This window comes from Enterobacter vonholyi (genome assembly GCF_008364555.1).
Lineage (GTDB): Bacteria > Pseudomonadota > Gammaproteobacteria > Enterobacterales > Enterobacteriaceae > Enterobacter > Enterobacter vonholyi.
Window position 1 is genome coordinate 53,209 of record NZ_VTUC01000003.1, and the last position, 21,319, is coordinate 74,527.

At 57.7% G+C, this 21,319-nt stretch carries 16 protein-coding genes; 12 read left to right on the plus strand and 4 right to left on the minus strand.

All coding sequences use genetic code 11. The features are described from left to right. The 4 genes from fdx to sseB all read left to right on the plus strand — a co-directional run bounded on the left by fdx (position 1) and on the right by sseB (position 2,740). Positions 1-336 (plus strand): ISC system 2Fe-2S type ferredoxin, encoded by a 336-nt coding sequence (fdx, locus tag F0319_RS04735; protein WP_003860652.1) that lies wholly within the window; start codon positions 1-3, stop codon positions 334-336. A 1-nt stretch (position 337) separates the two neighbouring features. Further along, positions 338-538 carry a Fe-S cluster assembly protein IscX gene (gene iscX, locus F0319_RS04740; protein ID WP_003860650.1) on the plus strand — a complete coding sequence of 67 codons (201 nt, stop codon included), beginning with the start codon at positions 338-340 and terminating at the stop codon, positions 536-538. 60 nt (positions 539-598) lie between these two features. Then, positions 599-1,885 (plus strand): aminopeptidase PepB, encoded by a 1,287-nt coding sequence (gene pepB / locus F0319_RS04745; RefSeq protein WP_149366375.1) that lies wholly within the window; start codon positions 599-601, stop codon positions 1,883-1,885. A gap of 78 nt (positions 1,886-1,963) precedes the next feature. Beyond that, the gene (gene sseB, locus F0319_RS04750; RefSeq protein WP_149366376.1) at positions 1,964-2,740 is read left to right on the plus strand and encodes an enhanced serine sensitivity protein SseB; all 777 of its coding nucleotides are present in this window, start codon (positions 1,964-1,966) and stop codon (positions 2,738-2,740) included. A 17-nt stretch (positions 2,741-2,757) separates the two neighbouring features. Here the strand turns inward: sseB and F0319_RS04755 are convergent, their stop codons facing one another. The 4 genes from F0319_RS04755 to F0319_RS04770 all read right to left on the minus strand — a co-directional run bounded on the left by F0319_RS04755 (position 2,758) and on the right by F0319_RS04770 (position 7,388). Beyond that, positions 2,758-3,528, minus strand: a complete 771-nt coding sequence (locus F0319_RS04755; protein WP_149366377.1) for a MurR/RpiR family transcriptional regulator — start codon at positions 3,526-3,528, stop codon at positions 2,758-2,760. Next, positions 3,528-4,373: a 3-mercaptopyruvate sulfurtransferase gene (sseA, locus tag F0319_RS04760; RefSeq protein ID WP_111965146.1), complete on the minus strand. Its 846-nt coding sequence runs from the start codon at positions 4,371-4,373 to the stop codon at positions 3,528-3,530. The genes F0319_RS04755 and sseA overlap by 1 nt, the downstream gene beginning before the upstream one ends. Positions 4,374-4,463: 90 nt before the next feature. After that, on the minus strand, positions 4,464-5,831 hold the full coding sequence (locus F0319_RS04765; protein ID WP_149366378.1) for a 6-phospho-alpha-glucosidase: 1,368 nt from the start codon (positions 5,829-5,831) through the stop codon (positions 4,464-4,466). 12 nt (positions 5,832-5,843) lie between these two features. Then, positions 5,844-7,388: a PTS transporter subunit EIIC gene (locus tag F0319_RS04770; RefSeq protein WP_149366379.1), complete on the minus strand. Its 1,545-nt coding sequence runs from the start codon at positions 7,386-7,388 to the stop codon at positions 5,844-5,846. Positions 7,389-7,674: 286 nt separating this feature from the next. Between F0319_RS04770 and F0319_RS04775 the strand changes: the two genes are divergently transcribed. The 8 genes from F0319_RS04775 (at position 7,675) to F0319_RS04810 (ending at position 21,317) form a co-directional block, all read left to right on the plus strand. Next, positions 7,675-12,627: an alpha-2-macroglobulin family protein gene (locus F0319_RS04775; RefSeq protein ID WP_149366380.1), complete on the plus strand. Its 4,953-nt coding sequence runs from the start codon at positions 7,675-7,677 to the stop codon at positions 12,625-12,627. A gap of 1 nt (position 12,628) precedes the next feature. Further along, complete coding sequence (gene pbpC / locus F0319_RS04780) at positions 12,629-14,953, plus strand: peptidoglycan glycosyltransferase PbpC (RefSeq protein ID WP_149366381.1); 2,325 nt, start codon at positions 12,629-12,631, stop codon at positions 14,951-14,953. Positions 14,954-15,109: 156 nt separating this feature from the next. Then, positions 15,110-15,541, plus strand: coding sequence for a nucleoside-diphosphate kinase (ndk, locus tag F0319_RS04785; RefSeq protein ID WP_003860625.1), 432 nt, complete (start codon positions 15,110-15,112; stop codon positions 15,539-15,541). Positions 15,542-15,710: 169 nt separating this feature from the next. Continuing rightward, positions 15,711-16,877, plus strand: coding sequence for a dual-specificity RNA methyltransferase RlmN (gene rlmN, locus F0319_RS04790; RefSeq protein WP_014171168.1), 1,167 nt, complete (start codon positions 15,711-15,713; stop codon positions 16,875-16,877). Between the two features lie 292 nt (positions 16,878-17,169). Next, positions 17,170-18,183 (plus strand): cytoskeleton protein RodZ, encoded by a 1,014-nt coding sequence (rodZ, locus tag F0319_RS04795; RefSeq protein WP_111965151.1) that lies wholly within the window; start codon positions 17,170-17,172, stop codon positions 18,181-18,183. A 26-nt stretch (positions 18,184-18,209) separates the two neighbouring features. After that, a complete protein-coding gene (ispG, locus tag F0319_RS04800; protein WP_111965152.1) occupies positions 18,210-19,328 on the plus strand; it encodes a flavodoxin-dependent (E)-4-hydroxy-3-methylbut-2-enyl-diphosphate synthase in 1,119 nt (372 codons plus the stop codon). Between the two features lie 80 nt (positions 19,329-19,408). Continuing rightward, on the plus strand, positions 19,409-20,683 hold the full coding sequence (gene hisS, locus F0319_RS04805) for a histidine--tRNA ligase (RefSeq protein ID WP_149366382.1): 1,275 nt from the start codon (positions 19,409-19,411) through the stop codon (positions 20,681-20,683). A gap of 13 nt (positions 20,684-20,696) precedes the next feature. Continuing rightward, the gene (locus F0319_RS04810) at positions 20,697-21,317 is read left to right on the plus strand and encodes a YfgM family protein (protein ID WP_149366383.1); all 621 of its coding nucleotides are present in this window, start codon (positions 20,697-20,699) and stop codon (positions 21,315-21,317) included. Positions 21,318-21,319 lie beyond the last annotated feature (2 nt).

Consider the following 21,319-nt stretch of genomic DNA (forward strand, 5'->3'; position numbering starts at 1 on the left):
ATGCCAAAGATTGTTATTTTGCCTCATGCGGACCTCTGTCCGGATGGCGCTGTTCTGGAAGCGAAGACCGGTGAAACCATTCTCGATGTAGCCCTGCGTGCAGGTATCGAAGTGGAACACGCCTGTGAAAAATCCTGTGCCTGCACCACCTGCCACTGCATCGTGCGTGAAGGTTTTGACTCTCTCGCCGAGAGCACCGAAGATGAAGACGACATGCTGGATAAAGCATGGGGTCTGGAGCCAGACAGCCGCTTGAGCTGCCAGGCCGCGGTGACCGATGAAGATCTGGTCGTGGAATTCCCACGCTACACCATCAACCACGCACGCGAGCATTAATATGGGACTGAAGTGGACAGACAGCCGTGAAATCGGCGAAGCGCTCTACGACGCGAACCCGGATCTCGATCCGAAGACCGTACGATTCACCGATATGCATCAGTGGATCTGCGATTTAGAGGATTTCGACGACGATCCAAACGCATCCAATGAAAAAATTCTGGAGGCGATTCTGTTAGTCTGGTTAGATGAAGCAGAATAAATAACAAAACGGGCTGCCTTCAGGCGGCCCGTTTGCTAGTTGCTAATAAGGAAAAATAAAATGACCGAAGCGATGAAGATTACGCTCTCCACACAGCCTGCTGACGCACGCTGGGGCGAAAAAGCCACCTACAGCATCAACAACGACGGCATTACCCTGCACCTGACGGGCAACGACGATTTGGGTCTGATCCAGCGTGCTGCCCGCAAAATCGACGGTCTGGGCATTAAGCATGTTTCTCTGGAAGGCGAAGGCTGGGACACCGACCGCAGCTGGGCATTCTGGGCGGGTTACAAAGGGCCGAAAGGCAGCCGCAAAATTGAGTGGGCGAACCTCGACGAAGCCGGTCAGAAAGAGCTGGAAAGCCGCCTGCAAATCATCGACTGGGTACGCGACACCATTAACGCTCCGGCGGAAGAGTTAGGCCCTGAGCAGCTGGCGCAACGCGCGGTTGACCTGCTGTGCGGCGTGGCGGGCGACAAAATGTCTTACCGCATCACCAAGGGGGAAGACCTGCGCGAGCAGAACTACATGGGTATCCACACCGTGGGCCGCGGCTCCGAGCGTCCTCCGGTCCTGCTGGCGCTGGACTACAACCCAACCGGCGATAAAGCAGCGCCGGTCTTTGCCTGCCTGGTAGGTAAAGGCATCACCTTCGACACCGGCGGCTACAGCCTGAAGCAGAGCGCGTTCATGGACTCCATGAAGTCCGACATGGGCGGTGCGGCAACCATCACCGGCGCGCTGGCGTTTGCGATTACCCGCGGTCTGAAAAAGCGCGTGAAGCTGTATCTGTGCTGCGCGGACAACATGGTGAGCGGTAACGCCTTCAAGCTGGGCGACATCATTCGCTACCGCAACGGTAAAAACGTTGAGGTGATGAACACCGACGCCGAAGGCCGTCTGGTGCTGGCCGATGGCCTGATCGACGCGTCTGCCCAGAAGCCTGAGCTGATCATCGACATGGCGACCCTGACCGGCGCGGCGAAAACCGCCCTGGGCAACGATTACCATGCGCTGTTCAGCTTTGACGACAAGCTGGCTGCTCGCCTGCTGGCAAGCGCCGCTGCGGAAAACGAACCGTTCTGGCGTCTGCCGCTGGCCGAGTTCCACCGCAGCCAGCTGCCGTCCAACTTTGCCGAGCTGAACAACACCGCGAGCGCGGCGTACCCGGCGGGTGCAAGCACCGCAGCAGGATTCCTGTCCCACTTCGTTGAGAATTATCACGAAGGCTGGCTGCACATTGACTGCTCCGCAACCTACCGTAAAGCGGCGGTTGAGCAGTGGTCCGCGGGCGCGACCGGTCTGGGCGTGCGTACCGTGGCGAACCTGCTGACGGCTGAGTAATCTTCATTGCCCTCACCCTAACCCTCTCCCACGGGGAGAGGGCCGGGGGGAGGGGGAAATGCATCATCTGGAATTGCTATGTCCGAAACCAAAAACGAATTAGAAACCCTGCTGGAGCAGGCGGCGACCGAGCCCGCCCACCGTCCGGCATTTTTCCGCACCCTGCTGGAATCCACCGTCTGGGTGCCGGGTATCGCCGCGGAAGGTGAGCAGGTCGTAGAAGACAGCGCGCTGGATCTGCTGCACTGGGAGAAAGACGACGGCACGTCGGTGATCCCGTTCTTCACCTCGCTGGAAGCGCTTCAGAAAGCGGTAGAAGACGAACAGGCGTTCGTGGTGATGCCGGTGCGTACCCTGTTTGAAATGACGCTCGGCCAGACGCTATTCCTCAACGCGAAGCTGCCGACCGGGAAAGAGTTTACGCCGCGTGAAATCAGCCACCTGATTGGCGAAGAGGGCAACCCGCTCAGCACGCAGGAAGTGCTGGAAGGGGGCGAAACGCTGCTGCTCTCTGAGGTGGCCGAGCCACCCGCGCAGATGATTGATTCCCTGACGACGCTGTTCAAAACGCTCAAGCCCGTCCGGCGCGCGTTTCTCTGCTCCATTAAAGAGCGTGCGGACGAACAGCCGGTGCTGTTGATCGGTATTGAAGCCGATGGCGATATCGACGAAATCATTCAGGCGACGGGCAGCGTGGCAACCGACACGCTGCCAGGCGATGAGCCGATTGATATCTGCCAGGTGAAAAACGGTGAGAAGGGTATCAGCCACTTTATAACCGAGCACATCACCCCGTTCTACGAGCGTCGCTGGGGCGGTTTCCTGCGCGATCTCAAAACTAACCGCATCATCTGATTACGGCGGGGTGAATATCACCCCGTTGCTTCCAGCAGCAGTAAATCCATCAGCAGCACCAGATTCGACTCAAACGACGTCACCCCTGCCGCTTCGGCGGCGAAGTGTACCGCTTCGTCATAGAGAGCAAAATGCACGTCCGCCATTCCCGCCAGCGTATTGGCGGAGGCGCGGGTAAACGCGACGATCGTCATACCGACGTTTTTGGCTATCCGCGCTTTATCCAGCACCTGTTCCGTTTCGCCGCTGCGCGAGACGGCAATAAACACCTGATAGCGGGCGGCGTTGCTGAGGAAAATATTCCGGCTGTCTCCCGGCCCGGAAATAAACGCCGTTTTGCCCAGTACCTGCAGCTTCTTGGTCAGGTACTCCGCAAACAGATAAGAAAACCCGGCGCCGTAGAGAAAGAAACTCTCTTTCTGGCGCAGCAGGTTAGCAAACTGCTGGCGTTTCTCCTGAGTAACCCACTGAAAGGTATGCTGATAGTTGGCTATAAACTGATTAAACAGCACCGGGAGTTCAGGACGCGACTGCGCCTGAGCGGCAATATGCGGCGTGTCGGATAGCAGCTGCTTGCAGTGCCAGATAAACTCGCTAAAGCCGCTGAACCCCAGCTTCTGGCACAGCCGCATAATGGTGGCGGTAGAAACGAACGTCGCCTGCGCCAGCTCGCGAACCGTGATGTTGCCTACCAGCAGCGGATGCTCCGTGAGGTGGGCGAGGACGCGATACTCCGCGCGGGTCAGAGACGTCCCGCGCGTTAACAGCGTGGCCAGGCGGTTATCCATTATTTCGCGGGTTCGACAGGCAGATCGTCTCGCGCACCCCATTCGCTCCAGGCGCCGTCGTAGAGCGTGACGTCGCTTACGCCGAGCGTGGCGAGCGCCAGAATCACTACGCAGGCCGTTACGCCGGAACCGCAGCTGGCAATAATCGGACGATGTAAATCAACCCCTGCCTGGTCAAAAATAGCGCGCAGCTCGTCGGTGGTTTTCAGCTCGCCCTCAAACACCAGATCGCCCCACGGCACGTTCAGCGCGCCCGGAATATGTCCGCGCTTCAGCCCCGGACGCGGTTCATCCGCTTGGGCATTGAAGCGCGGAGCAGGGCGGGCATCAACGATTTGCGCCGTTTTTTCATGGCTCACGACCAGCACGTCGGTCAGGCGTTTCACCACGTGGGTGTCAAAGGTCGCGTCGAATTCGCCTTCCGGCAGCGTTACGCCACCCTGCTGAAGGGGCAATTCGTCGCGCTTCCAGCCCGCCAGCCCGCCCGCCAGAATCGAGACTTTTTCCACGCCGAAGTTTTTCAGCATCCACCACGCGCGCGGTGCGGAGAAGAGGTTACCTTCATCATACACAACGAGGTGCTTATCTTTGCTGATGCCCAGCTCGCGCATCGCCACGGAAAACGCTTCCGGGCGCGGCAGCATGTGCGGCAGGGGAGAGTTGTGATCTGAAAGGGCTTCGATATCAAAAAATACCGCGCCAGGCAGATGCCCGGCACGGTATTCACCGGGCACGTCACGATGCTCTTGTCCCGGAGGGGCCATACGCGCGTCAATAATCTGAACTTCCGGATCGTCGCCGTGCTCAATCAGCCAGTCGGCAGCGACAAAATATGAGGTGGACATGGGTTGCCTCCATTCTTTTCCGTAAAAAAGGATTGTCGGTGTTTTTTCTGACACCGACAAGCAAACCACGTTCAACTCGCGAGCAAGCCCCTATTTTTTCATCGGTTCGCCGTCCTGCCAGGCTTTTTGCAGCGCAGGCCAGTAGTCGCGGTTGGCCTCGATCATCTCGTCAAGAATCGCTTTCGCATGTTCCATGGTCGGCATGGTGCGGTTGAGGGTGAACGCCTGCAGGGCTTTCTCATAGCTGCCCTCGATGGTCGCCTCCACCAGAAGCTGTTCCGAGGCGAGCTGCTGTTGCAGCAGGGTCTGATGGAACAGCGGCACCTGACCGAGGCGAATCGGTTCCGGGCCTTCGGCGGTGATATAAGCGGGCACTTCGACCACGGCATCATACGGCAGGTTGGCGATCGCCCCACGGTTTTCCACCATTACCAGATGTCGGCTGCGCAGGTTAAAGGCCAGCGAGCAGGCGACATCAACAATAAACTCGCCGTGGACGCCCACGTGGAAGGCATCCGGTAGGATCCCGGTTCGCTTATATTCTTCGGCAGCGGCGAACAGCTTTTTCTCACGCCCGTCCATCACTTCATTGGCGCGGGTATAGTCCGGGTTCTGATGCTCCACAATCTGGTTCGGCATCAGGTAGTACTGCAGATACGGGTTCGGCAGATACTCCGGGAAGTTGTCCATGATCGGCTTGATATTGCGCCAGGTCTTCACCCATGAAGGATCGGAATGCTGCGGATCGGTTTTAGCCGCGTCTTCCGTCAGCAGGCCAAACTTTGCGATATGCTTACGCAGCTCGGGCAGCTTGTCTTCGCCGTCCACCAGCACGCGGGTAAACCAGCCGAAGTGGTTCAGGCCGAAGTAGTCGACCTCCAGCTTGTGGCGATCGACACCCAGAATTGCCCCCATATTGCGCATCGCGGCCACCGGCATATCGCAGATATTCAGCACCCTCGCGTTCGGGCGCAGACGCCGCACGCCCTCCGCGACGATCGCTGCCGGGTTGGAATAGTTCACGATCCAGGCTTTTTCATGCGCGTAGCGATCGACCAGATCGATAAGCTCCACCATCGGCAGGATCGTGCGCAGGCCGTAGGCAAGCCCTCCGGGTCCGCACGTTTCCTGGCCCACCACGCCGTGACGCAGCGGGATCTTCTCATCCTGCTCGCGCATTTTATACTGGCCGACGCGCATCTGGGCGAAGACGAAATGCGCGCCGCTGAAGGCCACTTCCGGATCGCTGGTGACGGTAAATTTGATGCTCTGACTGTGGTCGCGAATCACCTTCTCGACGACGGGCGCAATGGTGTTTTGACGCGCCTCGTCGATGTCATAAAGGCGGATTTCGGCCAGAGGGAAATCCTGCAGGCGCACCATCAGGCTTTTCACAATACCCGGCGTGTAGGTGCTGCCGCCGCCGGCAATCGACAGAATGAATGGGGGTGTAAACATCTTTAGCTCCTTTCAGAGAAACGTCTCAACGGCTTCTCGCATTTTTTTGACGTGCAGCCCGTAGACCACCTGAACGTTGTTACCTTGTTTGATAATCCCTTTCGCGCCGGTCGCCTTCAGCCGCGGCTCGTCGATAATAGCGACGTCCTTCACCGTGACGCGTAAGCGGGTGTAGCAGTTATCCACGACCTGAATATTTTCCCGGCCGCCGAGACCTACCACGATGGATTCGCCCAGCCCGTCGTTATTCCCCTTCGCCTGGTATTCCTGCTTGCTGTAAAGGCGCGTTTCCTTGTCGTCATCCTCACGGCCCGGCGTTTTCATGTTGAAGCGCAGGATCAGGAAGCGGAACACCACGAAGTAGAGGGCAAACACGATCATCCCCACCACGATGTACATCGGCCAGTTGGACTTCTCCGTGCCGAGCGGCAGGTTGTAAAGGATGAAGTCGATAATCCCGTTGGCGCCGATGGCGTGAACGCCCAGCAGCGAGAACAGCATCATGCCGATGCCGGTCAGCACCGCGTGCACCACGAACAGCAGCGGGGCGACGAAGAGGAATGAAAACTCAATCGGCTCGGTCACGCCGACCAGCAGCGAGGTCAGCGCCGCGGGGATAAGAATGGCTTTCGCAATGACTTTACGCTCCGGCTTTGCGGTCATATACATCGCCAGCGCGGCGGCAGGCAGGCCGAACATTTTGCTGATGCCGCGCGCGTCCCACACCACCGTGCTGCTGAGCTGCTTCACGTCCGGGCAGGCCATCTCGGCGAAGTAGATATTGCGCGCGCCCTGATAGGTTGCGCCGCACACCTCCTGCGTACCACCCAGCTCGGTATAGAGAAACGGCGTATAAACCAGATGGTGCAGGCCAGTGGGAACCAGAATGCGTTCCAGGAAGCCGTAGATGGCCACGCCAAACGGTCCGGAACCTTTGATGGCCAGCGCCAGGGCGCTAATACCGTGCTGGGCAAACGGCCACAGTTCACTCATCACCACGCCGAGCAGCATGGAGACCGGAAGCATTACAATGGCGACAAAACAGTGGCCGGAGTAAATCGCCATCGCGCCGTTAAACTGTACGCCGGAGTATTTATTGTACAGATATCCGGAGAGCGCCCCGGTCAGGATCCCGGCAAAGACCCCCATCTCCAGCACCTGCACGCCCAGCACCATGGTCTGTCCGGCCGCTTTCATCTGGGCTGCTGGTGCCAGCGCGCCCTGCAGCAGCAGCGTGACGTTCATGGCGTTGATGAACACGATAAAGGTGACAAGGCCAATCAGTGCGGCATAGCCTTTATCACGCGTCGCCAGACCAATCGGAATACCGACGGCAAACACTAGCGCCAGGTTAACCAGCACCGACACGGCAGATTTCGCGATAAGCTGACCAGTATGCTGAATCAGAGGATGTCCGAGAAACGGCAGGTACTCCGCGAGATTACCGTTACCCAGCACGTTACCAAAGGCGATAAACAGACCGACGATCGGTAAGATAAGTACCGGTCCGTACAATGATTTTCCGAAATTTTGTAGGGCGTTCACGGCTCGTTTCATGGCTTTCTCTCTTATTGAACCGCGCACTCGGGGTGCGTCATGGTCATAAAACTAGCAGTCTTCAGGCACGTTTATCCAGCTATCTTATTGTTTTAAAAACAAATGACTTGGAAAGTAACATGTGACGTTATGTCTTGTGATCGCGGTTCCATCACGGCGTAGCGGCGTGATGCCATTCTGCGAGGCGCTTTCCAGACTCTAAAATTGGACTTTTTGAATTAATGAAACTTGCGGATAATACTTATCCGGACGACGACCAACAGGCCCCCTGGGCCAGGGACAAAGGATGAAACCGTTTCGCTTAGCCGCGCTCTCTCTTGCGCTGCTTACCACGTTTACGCTTGTCGGCTGTGATAACAGCGACGATAAATCTCAGGCTGCGGCTCCCGCGGCATCCACCGCATCCACACCAAAAGCCGCGGAAAAGCCCAATGCTGAAACGCTGGCTAAACTGGCCGCCCAGAGTCAGGGAAAAGCGCTGACCTTGCTGGATGCCTCTGAAGTCCAGGTAGACGGTGCTGCCACGCTGGTGCTGACCTTTTCTGTTCCGCTGAATCCCGAACAGGATTTCGCGAAAACAGTGCATGTCGTGGATAAGAAAAGCGGCAAGGTTGACGGGGCGTGGGAACTTGCGCCTAACCTGAAAGAGCTTCGCCTGCGCCATCTGGAGCCTAACCGCAACCTGGTCGTCACCGTTGAACCTGGCCTGCAGGCGCTGAACAAAGCGACGTTTGGTACTGATTATGAGAAAGCCCTGACCACCCGGGACATTGAGCCCACCGTCGGTTTTGCCAGCCGCGGCTCGCTGCTGCCGGGTAAAGTGGTGGAAGGTCTGCCGGTTATGGCGCTCAACGTCAACAATGTCGATGTCAACTTTTACCGCGTGAAGCCTGAATCGTTGGCCTCCCTTGTTAGCCAGTGGGAGTACCGTAACTCGCTGACCAACTGGGAATCCGACAACCTGCTGAAGATGGCGGAACTGGTTTACACCGGTCGATTCGATCTTAATCCGGCGCGCAACACGCGCGAAAAATTGCTATTGCCTCTGAAGGATATTAAACCGCTCCAGCAGTCTGGCGTTTATATCGCGGTCATGAACCAGGCCGGGCACTACAACTACAGCAACGCCGCGACGCTCTTTACCTTAAGCGATATTGGACTCTCCGCTCACCGTTATCATAACCGCCTGGACATCTTCACCCAGAGCCTGGAAAACGGGGCGGCGCAGTCCGGGGTTACCGTTACCCTGCTGAATGACAAAGGGCAGACCCTTGCCGAAGCAAACAGCGATGCCGACGGCCATGCGAAGCTTGAAACCGACAAAGAGGCCGCGCTGATTCTGGCCAGCAAAGACGGCCAGACCACGCTGCTTGACCTCAAGCTGCCGGCGCTCGATCTGGCGGAGTTCGATATTGCCGGTAGCCCCGGCTACAGCAAGCAGTTCTTTATGTTTGGCCCGCGCGATCTCTACCGCCCGGGTGAAACGGTGATCCTCAACGGCCTGCTGCGCGACAGTGACGGTAAGCCACTTCCGGATCAGCCCGTGAAGCTTGACGTGCTGCGTCCGGATGGACAGGTCGCGCGTACCATTGTCGTCAAGCCAGAGAACGGGCTCTATCGCTTTAACTATACGCTGGACAGCGGAGCGCAGACCGGCATGTGGCATATCCGCGCCAACACGGGCGATAACCTGCAGCGTCTGTGGGACTTCCATGTCGAAGACTTCATGCCAGAGCGCATGGCGCTCAACCTGAGCGGACAAAAAACGCCGCTATCACCGCAGGATAACGTCGACTTTAACGTGGTGGGCTATTACCTGTATGGCGCACCGGCCAACGGTAATTCTCTGCAGGGCCAGCTTTTCCTGCGTCCGCTGCGTGACGCGGTGTCTGCGCTGCCGGGCTTCCAGTTTGGCGATATCGCCGAAGAGAACCTGAGCCGCAGCCTGGATGAAGTGCAGCTTACGCTCGATGAGCAGGGGCGTGGGCAGGTTTCTACCGAAAGCCAGTGGAAAGAGGTGCATTCTCCGCTGCAGCTGATATTGCAGGCCAGCCTGCTGGAGTCCGGCGGCCGTCCGGTAACGCGTCGTGCTGAGCAGGCTATCTGGCCGGCGGCTGAGTTGCCGGGGATTCGTCCTCAGTTCGCCAGTAAAGCCGTTTATGACTACCGCACCGATACCACCGTCAACCAACCGATTGTTGACGAGAACGGCAACGCCAGCTTCGACATCGTGTATGCCGATGCCAGCGGAGCGAAAAAAGCGGTTTCCGGGTTACAGGTTCGCCTGATCCGCGAGCGCCGCGACTACTTCTGGAACTGGTCTGAGAGCGAAGGCTGGCAGTCTCAGTTCGATCAGAAAGACCTGGTCGAAGGCGAGCAGGAGCTGACTCTCAAGGCCGATGAGACGGGTAAAGTCACCTTCCCGGTGGAGTGGGGTTCTTATCGTCTGGAGGTGAAAGCGCCTGATGAGATGGTCAGCAGCGTGCGTTTTTGGGCGGGGTATAGCTGGCAGGATAACAGCGACGGCACTGGGGCAGCGCGCCCTGATCGCGTGACGCTGAAGCTGGATAAGCCAGCCTATCAGCCAGGCGACACCATTAATCTGCACATTGCAGCGCCGGCCGCAGGCAAGGGCTATGCGATGATCGAATCCAGCGAAGGGCCGCTGTGGTGGAAGGAGATCGACGTACCGGCAAACGGGCTTGATCTCGCTATCCCGGTCGACAAAGCCTGGAGACGTCACGATCTTTATCTGAGTACGCTGGTGGTACGTCCTGGGGATAAATCCAAATCCGCTACGCCGAAACGCGCGGTCGGCCTGCTGCATCTGCCGATGGGCGACGAAAACCGTCGCCTGAATATTGCGCTCGATAACCCACAGAAAATGCGTCCAAACCAGACGCTCTCGGTGAAGGTGAAAGCCAGCGTGAAAGAGGGTGCCGTGCCGCAGAAGGTTAACGTCCTGGTATCGGCGGTGGACAGCGGCGTGCTGAACATTACCGATTACGTGACGCCGGATCCCTGGCAGGCTTTCTTTGGTCAGAAGCGCTACGGCGCGGATATCTACGACATTTATGGTCAGGTCATTGAAGGGCAGGGCCGCCTGGCTGCGCTGCGCTTCGGTGGTGATGGGGATGAACTGAAGCGCGGCGGCAAACCGCCGGTGAACCACGTCACCATCATTGCCCAGCAGGCACAGCCGGTCACGCTGGATGCCAACGGGGAAGGCACGATTACGCTGCCGATTGGAGACTTTAACGGTGAGCTGCGTCTGATGGCGCAGGCCTGGACGGAGGACGATTTCGGCAGCAGTGAAAGCAAGATTATTGTGGCCGCGCCGGTTATTACCGAGCTTAATACCCCACGCTTCCTGGCAAGTGGAGACACCTCGCGGCTGACCCTGGATCTAACCAACCTGACCGACCAGCCGCAAACGCTGAACGTTGCCCTGACCGCAACAGGCAAATTATCGCTGGAAGGCGGGCAACCGCAGCCGGTGCAACTGCCCCCGGGGGCACGAACCACCCTCTTTATTCCGGTGCGTGCGCTGGAAGGCTATGGTGACGGTGAGGTGACAGCACAGGTTACCGGCCTGCAGCTTCCGGGCGAGACTTTTGCGCCACAGCAGAAGAGCTGGAAAATCGGCGTGCGTCCGGCGTTCCCGGCGCAGACGGTGAATACCGGTGCCATGCTGAACCCTGGCGAATCCTGGACCGCACCGGCGCAGCACAGTAACGGTTTCTCTCCTGCCACCCTGCAGGGGCAACTGCTGCTGAGCGGAAAACCACCGCTCAACCTGGCGCGCTACATTCGTGAGCTGCAGGCCTATCCGTATGGCTGCCTGGAGCAGACCGCCAGCGGCCTGTTCCCGTCGCTCTACACCAACGCGGCGCAGCTTACTGCACTTGGCATCAAGGGCGACACCGATGACAAGCGCCGTGCCGCCATTGATATCGGTATTTCCCGTCTGCTGCAGATGCAGCGTGAAGACGGCGGGTTCGCGCTGTGGGATAAAAACGGTCCGGAAGAGTACTGGCTGACGGCCTACGTGACCGACTTCCTGGTGCGCGCGGGCGAGCAGGGTCACAGCGTACCTGCCGATGCGGTGAATAACGCCAATAGCCGCCTGCTGCGCTACCTGCAGGATCCGGGCATGATGTCCATTCGCTACAGCGACGATACTCAGGCCAGTAAATTTGCCGTGCAGGCCTATGCCGCTCTGGTGCTGGCACGTCAGCAAAAAGCACCGCTGGGCGCGCTGCGTGAAATCTGGGAACGTCACGCTCAGGCGGCGTCCGGGCTACCGCTGATGCAGCTGGGCATGGCGCTCAAGCTGATGGGCGATGCGCCGCGCAGCCAGCAGGCGCTGGATCTGGCGCTCAAAACACCGCGTAACGACAGCAAAACCTGGATGGCCGATTACGGCAGCCAGCTTCGCGATAACGCGCTGATGCTCTCCCTGCTGGAGGAGTACAAGCTGCTGCCGGATGCGCAGAATACGCTGCTGAATGCTCTGTCTGAACAGGCCTTCAGCCAGCGCTGGCTGTCAACGCAGGAGAGCAATGCGCTGTTCCTGGCCGGACGTTCGCTGCAAACCTTGTCCGGTACATGGCAGGCGAAAACCTCTCTGTCTGAGACCGCATCAGGCGGCGATAAGTCACTGGTACAAAACGTGAGCGGCGACCAGCTTGGCGCGCTGCAGGTGACCAATACCGGCACGACTCCGCTGTGGGTGCGTCTGGACAGCACCGGCTATCCGGAATACGCCCCTCAGCCGAGCGCGAACGTGCTGCAGGTTGAACGTCATATCCTGGCAACCGACGGCAGTACTAAATCACTCTCTTCCCTGAAGAGCGGTGAGCTGGTGCTGGTGTGGCTGGAAGTTAAAGCCAGCCAGAACGTGCCGGATGCGCTGGTGGTGGATCTCCTCCCTGCGGGTCTGGAGCTGGAAAACCAGAACCTGGCAAGCAGCAGCGCCAGCCTGCAGGACAGCGGTAGTGAAGTACAGAACCTGCTCAGCCAGATGCAGCAGGCGGACATTCAGCATATGGAATTCCGCGACGACCGCTTTGTGGCCGCCGTGCCGGTAAATGAAGGTCAGCCGGTCACGCTGGTCTATCTGGCGCGCGCCGTGACGCCGGGAACCTACCAGGTGCCGGTTCCGATGGTCGAGTCCATGTATGTGCCGCAGTGGCGGGCAACGGGGGCGGCCAGTGGCCCGCTGATTGTTGTTCCGTAATATGCGAATGGCACGTTTGACACGCTCCCGCTGGCTCTGGCTGGCGGGAGCGCTTCTCGTTTTATGGGGGCTAATTGTCGCCGCCGACCGCCTGTGGCCGTTGCCTCTGAAAGAGGTTAACCCTGCCCGGGTGGTGGTGGATGAGAAGGGCACGCCGCTCTGGCGTTTTGCCGATAGCGATGGGATCTGGCGCTATCCGGTGACGATCGAAGAGGTATCTCCCCGTTATCTTGAGGCGCTGATTCAGTATGAAGATCGCTGGTTCTGGGATCACCCCGGCGTAAACCCGCTTTCTGTTCTGCGCGCTGCCTGGCAGGATCTCACTTCCGGAAGAGTGGTTTCTGGCGGCAGCACGCTCACCATGCAGGTCGCGCGACTGCTGGACCCGCATCCGCGCACCGTTGGCGGCAAAATTCGCCAGCTCTGGCGTGCCATGCAGCTGGAGTGGCATCTTTCCAAGCGTGAGATCCTCACGCTCTATCTCAACCGCGCCCCGTTTGGCGGTACGCTGCAGGGCGTGGGGGCTGCAAGCTGGACGTATCTGGGCAAGCCGCCGTCGCAGCTCAGCTATTCCGACGCGGCGCTGCTGGCGGTGCTGCCGCAGGCACCGAGTCGTTTACGCCCGGACCGCTGGCCTGAGCGGGCCGAAGCGGCACGCAACAAAGTGCTCGACCGCATGGCGACGCAGGGCGTCTGGTCCGCAAAGCAGGTCAAAGAATCCCGTGAAGAATCAGTATGGCTGGCGCCCCGGCAGATGCCGCAGCTGGCGCCGCTCTTTGCACGGATGATGCTCGGCAAAAGTCGCGACACGAAAATTGTCACCACGCTGGATGCCGGACTGCAGCGGCAGCTGGAAGAGCTGGCAATGAACTGGAAATCCCGCCTGCCGGCACGCAGCTCGCTGGCGATGATCGTGGTCGATCATACCGATATGAAAGTGCGCGGCTGGGTGGGGTCGGTGGATATCAACGATGACACGCGTTTCAGCCACGTGGATATGGTCAATGCGATCCGATCGCCGGGATCGGTGTTAAAGCCCTTTATCTACGGCATGGCGCTGGATGAAGGACTGATCCATCCCGCCTCGCTGCTTCAGGACGTTCCAAGAAAAACCGGTGATTATCGCCCGGGAAATTTTGACAGCGGTTTCCACGGACCGGTCAGCATGAGTGAAGCGCTGGTGCGCTCTCTCAACCTGCCGGCCGTACAGGTGCTGGAAGCCTACGGACCAAAACGGTTTGCCGGGATGCTGAGCAATGCAGGCTTGCCGCTGATCCTGCCAGCGGGGGCGCAGCCAAATCTGTCTCTGATCCTCGGCGGGGCAGGCGCGCGGCTGGCAGATATCACCGCTGCCTACAGCGCCTTTGCCCGACACGGTAGGGCGGGAAGGCTGCGCCTGCAGCCGGGCGATCCGCTGACTGAACGTCCGCTGTTATCACCGGGCTCGGCGTGGATTATTCGCCGGATTCTTGCCAATGAAGCGCAGCCGCTGCCGGATAATGCGCTACCGCAGGTTGCGCCGCTGGCGTGGAAAACCGGCACCAGCTACGGCTACCGTGATGCCTGGGCCATCGGTCTGAATGCCCGTTACGTGATAGGCATCTGGACCGGGCGACCGGACGGTACGCCCGTGGCGGGACAGTTTGGGTTTGCCAGCGCGGTGCCGCTATTAAACCAGGTCAATAACCTGCTTCAGTCGCGCTCAACGGTAGACGAAGCCCGCCTGCCGCGCGATCCGCGTCCGGAGAGCGTCGGGAGGGGCGTAATCTGCTGGCCGGGCGGCCAGTCGCTGCCGGAAGGCAGTGAAAACTGTCGACGTCGCCTGTCGACCTGGCTGCTGGATGGGAGTGAACCGCCCACGCTGCTCTTGCCCGAACAGGAAGGCATACGCGGGATCCGTTTCCCGGTCTGGCTGGATAAATCAGGTAAACGCGTGGCGGCAGATTGCCCGGATGCTACAGAGAAGGTCCTGGATGTCTGGCCGCTGCCGCTGGAGCCGTGGCTACCCGCAACCGAGCGTCGTGCGGTACGGGTCCCTCCTTCATCAACAACCTGTCCTCCGCTGTCGCAGGACGCACCTGCGCCACTCATTCTGACCGGCGTGCGCGAAGGGGCCGTCATCAAACGTCTGCCGGGGGAACCCCGCGTTTCGCTGCCGCTTCAGGCGACCGGCAATAGCGGTGAGCGCTGGTGGTTTTTGAACGGTGAACCGCTGAATGTGAAGGGAAGAGTTTACACATTACAGCTTGATAAACCGGGCGATTATCAGTTACTCGTTATGGATGAGACCGGGCAGGTCGCGACGGTGAATTTTACGCTGCAGTGACCTGAAAAAAGCTTTCCGATGTGAGCTGTTGCTAAAACTCGTCTTATTTTAAAAAAATGTTACCTGAATCCATAGGCAATGTCGCCATTGCTCATTATAATCCGCGCCACACCATACTCAGGTATGCAAAACAACAGAACATTGACAGAGGTTATCATGGCTATTGAACGTACTTTTTCCATCATCAAACCAAACGCGGTGGCAAAAAACGTTATTGGCAGCATCTTCGCTCGCTTTGAATCTGCAGGGTTCAAAATTGTTGGGACCAAAATGCTGCACCTGACCGTTGAGCAGGCTCGCGGCTTCTACGCTGAGCACGAAGGTCGCCCATTCTTTGACGGCCTGGTTGAGTTCATGACCTCCGGTCCAATCGTGGTCTCCGTGCTGGAAGGCGAAAACGCAGTGCAGCGTCACCGCGACCTGCTGGGCGCAACCAACCCGGACAACGCGCTGGCTGGTACTCTGCGCGCTGATTATGCAGACAGCTTCACCGAGAACGGTACCCACGGTTCTGACTCTGTTGAATCTGCTGCACGCGAAATCGCTTTCTTCTTCGCTGAAGGCGAAGTGTGTCCACGTACCCGTTAATTTAACGGTTTCGTTTACACATTATTTTCGTAAATGCCGCGTCCAGACGTGGCATCCCTGCGCCAGACTTTGTACAATGCAACGCCCCGGACGAGCAGACCGCTTTCCGGGGCGTTTCTATTTAACCCTCCATGGGCCATAACGTGTAACAACGAGGCCGGTAAATATTATGTCTGAATTAGTGAATACCTCCGAAGTCGCCATTCCTGCGGTTCCCAATAAAAATGGAAAAATCAACCTGCTGGATCTGAACCGTCAGCAGATGCGCGAGTTCTTTAAAGAGATGGGCGAAAAGCCGTTTCGTGCCGATCAGGTCATGAAGTGGATGTACCATTACTGCAGCGACAATTTTGATGACATGACTGACATCAACAAGGTGCTGCGCAACAAGCTCAAAGAAGTGGCTGAAATCCGCGCACCAGAAGTGGTGGAAGAGCAGCGCTCCGCGGATGGCACCATCAAATGGGCGATTGCGGTTGGCGATCAGCGCGTTGAAACCGTCTACATCCCGGAAGAAGACCGCGCTACGCTGTGCGTCTCCTCCCAGGTTGGCTGCGCGCTGGAGTGCAAATTCTGCTCAACCGCGCAGCAAGGCTTTAACCGTAACCTGCGCGTTTCAGAAATTATTGGCCAGGTCTGGCGTGCCGCGAAAATCGTGGGCGCGGCAAAAGTAACCGGTACGCGTCCTATCACCAACGTGGTGATGATGGGGATGGGTGAGCCGCTGCTGAACCTGACCAACGTCGTTCCGGCGATGGAAATCATGCTGGATGACTTCGGTTTTGGTCTGTCCAAGCGTCGCGTCACGCTGTCTACTTCTGGCGTTGTGCCTGCGCTGGACAAGCTTGGCGACATGATTGACGTCGCGCTGGCGATCTCCCTGCACGCGCCAAACGATGAAATTCGTGACGAAATTGTGCCGATCAACAAAAAGTACAATATCGAAACCTTCCTCGCTGCGGTGCGTCGCTACCTGGAGAAATCCAACGCCAACCAGGGCCGCGTCACTATCGAGTACGTGATGCTTGACCACGTCAACGACGGTACTGAACATGCGCATCAGCTGGCTGAATTGCTGAAAGATACGCCATGCAAAATCAACCTGATTCCATGGAACCCGTTCCCGGGCGCGCCGTATGGCCGTAGCTCGAACAGCCGTATCGACCGTTTCTCCAAGGTGCTGATGGAGTATGGTTTCACCACCATCGTGCGTAAAACCCGTGGTGATGACATTGATGCCGCATGCGGACAGCTGGCGGGCGATGTTATTGACCGTACCAAACGTACCCTGCGTAAACGCATGCAGGGCGAGACGATCGCGGTTAAAGCTGTTTGATTATTATGCACTCACGGCGCATTATCTGCGCCGTGAGGCATAGTCTTATGAATAATCAGTCAGATTCGTGATGACTGAACAATAATTACGGTGCGTTTCATCCGAGTTTCGGGCAGTATGTAACGACGTAACAACAGTTTAGCCGTACGGGCAGGGCTGTACTGTCATCTCCGGGCTGACAGTCTTATACTCTCTGTTCAAGGTTAACTGACCAGAAGTTTCGCGGTGCGGGTAGCATTGTGACTCACCGGCACCTGAACCCTTATTTTTCACGTACCAGTAGTTGTAGCGAATGAATACTGAAGCCACTCACGACCAACATGAAGCACTCTCCACTGGCGTTCGTCTTCGCAACGCCCGTGAACAACTCGGACTCAGCCAGCAAGCCGTTGCGGAACGCTTGTGCCTGAAGGTTTCCACGGTTCGCGATATTGAAGAAGATAAGGCACCTGCCGATCTGGCTTCAACGTTCTTGCGCGGTTATATCCGCTCTTACGCAAAACTGGTGCATATCCCCGAAAACGAATTACTGCCAATGATGGAGAAGCAGGCGCCGGTCCGTGCAGCAAAAGTTGCGCCGATGCAGACCTTCTCTCTGGGAAAACGTCGTAAAAAACGTGACGGCTGGCTGATGAGCTTTACCTGGCTTGTGCTGTTTGTGGTGATCGGTCTGACCGGTGCATGGTGGTGGCAAAACCACAAGGCGCAGCAGGAAGAGATCACCACCATGGCCGATCAATCGTCTGCTGAACTCAACCAGGCCGGAAATGATAACGCCCAGAGCGTGCCGCTGAATACCGACGGTGCGGCGTCCTCCAGCGAACCACAGACCGCAGCGCCAGACGCGTCTGCAACCGGTGCGGCACAGGCTCCTGCAGCAACGGCTGACACCACTGCGCCGCAGGCTCAGGATCAAAACGCGGTTGTTGCCCCTTCTCAGGCAAATGTTGATACGGCGGCGAACGCGCCTGCGGCTACTCAGCCTGCAGACAATACCGCAGCGTCTTTGCCAACCAGCCCGGCGGATACTGCGACAGCAGCCGATCCTAACGCACTGGTGATGAATTTCAGCGCCGACTGCTGGCTGGAAGTTACTGACGCGACAGGTAAAAAACTGTTCAGCGGCCTGCAGCGTAAAGATGGCACGTTAAATCTAATCGGCCAGGCTCCTTATAAACTTAAAATCGGCGCTCCGGCAGCGGTACAGATCCAGTATCAAGGAAAACCTGTCGACCTGAGCCGCTTTATCAGAACTAACCAGGTTGCACGTCTTACCGTTAATGCCGAACAATCAGCAGCACAGTAACAGACGGGCAACGCGGGAGATTTTTCATGCATAACCAGGCTCCGATTCAACGTAGAAAATCGAAACGGATTTACGTTGGGAATGTGCCAATCGGCGATGGGGCACCTATCGCCGTTCAGTCGATGACCAACACGCGCACCACCGATGTGGAAGCGACGGTCAACCAAATCAAAGCATTAGAGCGTGTAGGTGCGGACATTGTTCGCGTCTCCGTCCCGACCATGGATGCCGCAGAGGCGTTCAAACTGATCAAACAGCAGGTCAGCGTTCCGCTGGTGGCTGATATCCACTTCGACTACCGCATCGCACTGAAAGTGGCCGAATACGGCGTCGATTGCCTGCGTATTAACCCGGGCAACATCGGTAACGAAGAGCGTATCCGCATGGTCGTGGACTGCGCCCGCGATAAAAATATCCCTATCCGTATTGGCGTTAACGCCGGTTCCCTGGAAAAAGACCTGCAGGAAAAATACGGCGAGCCTACGCCACAGGCGCTGCTCGAATCCGCGATGCGTCACGTCGATCATCTTGATCGTCTTAACTTCGAACAGTTCAAAGTCAGCGTAAAAGCGTCCGACGTGTTCCTGGCGGTAGAGTCTTATCGCCTGCTTGCAAAGCAGATCGACCAGCCTCTGCACCTCGGGATCACCGAAGCGGGCGGCCTGCGCAGCGGCTCGGTAAAATCCGCGATCGGTCTTGGGCTGCTGCTCTCTGAAGGGATCGGTGACACCCTGCGCGTCTCGCTGGCGGCCGATCCGGTCGAAGAGATCAAAGTCGGTTTCGATATCCTGAAATCACTGCGTATTCGCGCCCGCGGGATCAACTTCATTGCCTGCCCAACCTGCTCACGTCAGGAGTTTGATGTGATCGGGACGGTGAATGCCCTGGAGCAACGTCTGGAAGACATTATCACCCCGATGGACGTCTCCATCATCGGCTGTGTGGTAAACGGCCCGGGTGAAGCGCTGGTGTCAACCCTGGGTGTAACCGGCGGTAACAAGAAAAGTGGTCTCTATGAAGATGGCGTTCGTAAAGATCGTCTGGATAATAGCGACATGATCGACCAGCTTGAAGCCCGCATCCGCGCCAAAGCCGCCATGATGGACGAGACACAGCGTATCAGCATCCAGCAGGTTGAAAAATAACGTGATGGGAAGCGTGCAGCTTCCCATGTATGATTGAACCCATTCTTTGGGTTTTTTTTGTATATAGAAAGAGAATAAACGTGGCAAAAAACATTCAAGCCATCCGCGGCATGAACGATTATCTGCCTGGCGAAACCGCCATCTGGCAGCGCATTGAAGGCACGCTGAAGCAGGTGCTCGGCAGCTACGGTTACAGCGAAATCCGTTTGCCGATTGTAGAGCAGACCCCGTTATTCAAACGCGCGATTGGTGAAGTCACCGACGTGGTTGAAAAAGAGATGTACACCTTTGAGGACCGCAACGGCGACAGCCTGACCCTGCGTCCGGAAGGGACGGCGGGCTGCGTACGCGCCGGCATCGAACATGGTCTTCTGTACAATCAGGAGCAGCGCCTGTGGTATATCGGCCCGATGTTCCGCCACGAACGTCCTCAGAAAGGTCGTTATCGCCAGTTCAATCAGCTGGGTGTGGAAGTCTTTGGTCTGCAGGGCCCGGACATCGACGCCGAACTGATTATGCTGACCGCCCGTTGGTGGCGCGCCCTGGGTATCGCCGATCACGTTTCCCTTGAGCTGAACTCTATCGGTTCTCTGGAAGCCCGCGCTAACTACCGCGATGCGCTGGTGGCGTTCCTGGAACAGCATAGAGAGAAGCTGGACGAAGACTGCAAACGTCGCATGTACAGCAACCCGCTGCGCGTTCTGGATTCCAAAAACGCGGATGTTCAGGCACTGCTGAACGATGCGCCTGCGCTGGGTGACTACCTGGATGAAGAATCTCGCGAACACTTCGCGGGCCTGTGCAAGCTGCTTGAAGCTGCAGGCATCGCCTATACCGTGAATCAACGCCTGGTACGCGGTCTGGACTACTACAACCGTACCGTGTTTGAGTGGGTGACCACGAGCCTCGGCTCTCAGGGCACCGTGTGCGCGGGCGGTCGTTATGACGGTCTGGTAGAGCAACTTGGCGGTCGCGCAGCACCTGCTGTTGGCTTCGCGATGGGTCTTGAGCGACTTGTTTTGCTGGTTCAGGCAGTTAATCCGGAATTTAAAGCAGATTCCGTTGTCGATATATACCTGGTGGCCTCAGGCGCGGAAACGCAGTCTGCGGCGATGCAGCTTGCCGAACGCGTGCGCGATGCGCTGCCGGGCGTTAAGCTGATGACCAACCATGGCGGCGGCAACTTTAAAAAACAGTTTGCTCGTGCCGATAAGTGGGGCGCAAGTATTGCACTGGTGCTGGGTGAGTCCGAAGTGGCCAACGGCGAAGTGGTGGTTAAAGACCTGCGCTCTGGTGAGCAGACAACGGTAACGCAGGACGGCGTTGCGGCGCACTTGCGCACTCTATTGGGCTAAGGAGAAGGACTGCGTGGAAATTTACGAGAACGAACACGATCAGGTCGACGCGATTAAGCGCTTCTTTGTTGAAAACGGCAAAGCGCTGGTTGTTGGGGTTGTTTTAGGTATCGGTGCGCTGGTGGGCTGGCGTTACTGGAACAATCATCAGGCAGATTCCGCGCGCGGCGCGTCTCTGTCCTATGAAAATACCGTGAGCGCAATTCGTGCCGATCAGCCTCAAACGCTGACGGCGGCAGAAAAGTTTGCGGCTGACAACAAAAACACCTACGGTGCACTGGCTGCGCTGGAAGTGGCTCAGCAGTACGTTGATAAGAACGAACTGGATAAAGCCGCTGCACAGCTGTCTCAGGGCCTTGCTGCCGCCAGTGATGAAAACCTGAAAGCGGTAATCAATCTGCGCCTGGCACGTATTCAGGTTCAGCAGAAGAAAGCTGACGATGCGCTGAAAACGCTCGATACCATCAAAGGCGAGGGCTTTGCTGCCATCGTTGCCGATCTGCGCGGTGAAGCACTGCTGAGCAAAGGTGACAAAGCGGGCGCGCGTAAAGCGTGGCAAGCTGGCGTAGAGAGCAATTCTTCACCTGCGCTGAGCGAAATGATGCAGATGAAAATAAATAATTTGTCCGTCTGAGA

What these genes read in the sequence shown, in the direction of transcription:
- sseB (WP_149366376.1), top strand. Translation starts at nt 1,964, where the DNA reads ATGTCCGAAACCAAAAACGAATTAGAAACCCTGCTGGAGCAGGCGGCG.
- pepB (WP_149366375.1), top strand. Translation starts at nt 599, where the DNA reads ATGACCGAAGCGATGAAGATTACGCTCTCCACACAGCCTGCTGACGCA.
- ndk (WP_003860625.1), top strand. Translation starts at nt 15,110, where the DNA reads ATGGCTATTGAACGTACTTTTTCCATCATCAAACCAAACGCGGTGGCA.
- pbpC (WP_149366381.1), top strand. Translation starts at nt 12,629, where the DNA reads ATGCGAATGGCACGTTTGACACGCTCCCGCTGGCTCTGGCTGGCGGGA.
- ispG (WP_111965152.1), top strand. Translation starts at nt 18,210, where the DNA reads ATGCATAACCAGGCTCCGATTCAACGTAGAAAATCGAAACGGATTTAC.
- F0319_RS04770 (WP_149366379.1), bottom strand. Translation starts at nt 7,388, where the DNA reads ATGAAACGAGCCGTGAACGCCCTACAAAATTTCGGAAAATCATTGTAC.
- F0319_RS04765 (WP_149366378.1), bottom strand. Translation starts at nt 5,831, where the DNA reads ATGTTTACACCCCCATTCATTCTGTCGATTGCCGGCGGCGGCAGCACC.
- fdx (WP_003860652.1), top strand. Translation starts at nt 1, where the DNA reads ATGCCAAAGATTGTTATTTTGCCTCATGCGGACCTCTGTCCGGATGGC.
- rodZ (WP_111965151.1), top strand. Translation starts at nt 17,170, where the DNA reads ATGAATACTGAAGCCACTCACGACCAACATGAAGCACTCTCCACTGGC.
- iscX (WP_003860650.1), top strand. Translation starts at nt 338, where the DNA reads ATGGGACTGAAGTGGACAGACAGCCGTGAAATCGGCGAAGCGCTCTAC.
- F0319_RS04775 (WP_149366380.1), top strand. Translation starts at nt 7,675, where the DNA reads ATGAAACCGTTTCGCTTAGCCGCGCTCTCTCTTGCGCTGCTTACCACG.
- rlmN (WP_014171168.1), top strand. Translation starts at nt 15,711, where the DNA reads ATGTCTGAATTAGTGAATACCTCCGAAGTCGCCATTCCTGCGGTTCCC.
- sseA (WP_111965146.1), bottom strand. Translation starts at nt 4,373, where the DNA reads ATGTCCACCTCATATTTTGTCGCTGCCGACTGGCTGATTGAGCACGGC.
- F0319_RS04755 (WP_149366377.1), bottom strand. Translation starts at nt 3,528, where the DNA reads ATGGATAACCGCCTGGCCACGCTGTTAACGCGCGGGACGTCTCTGACC.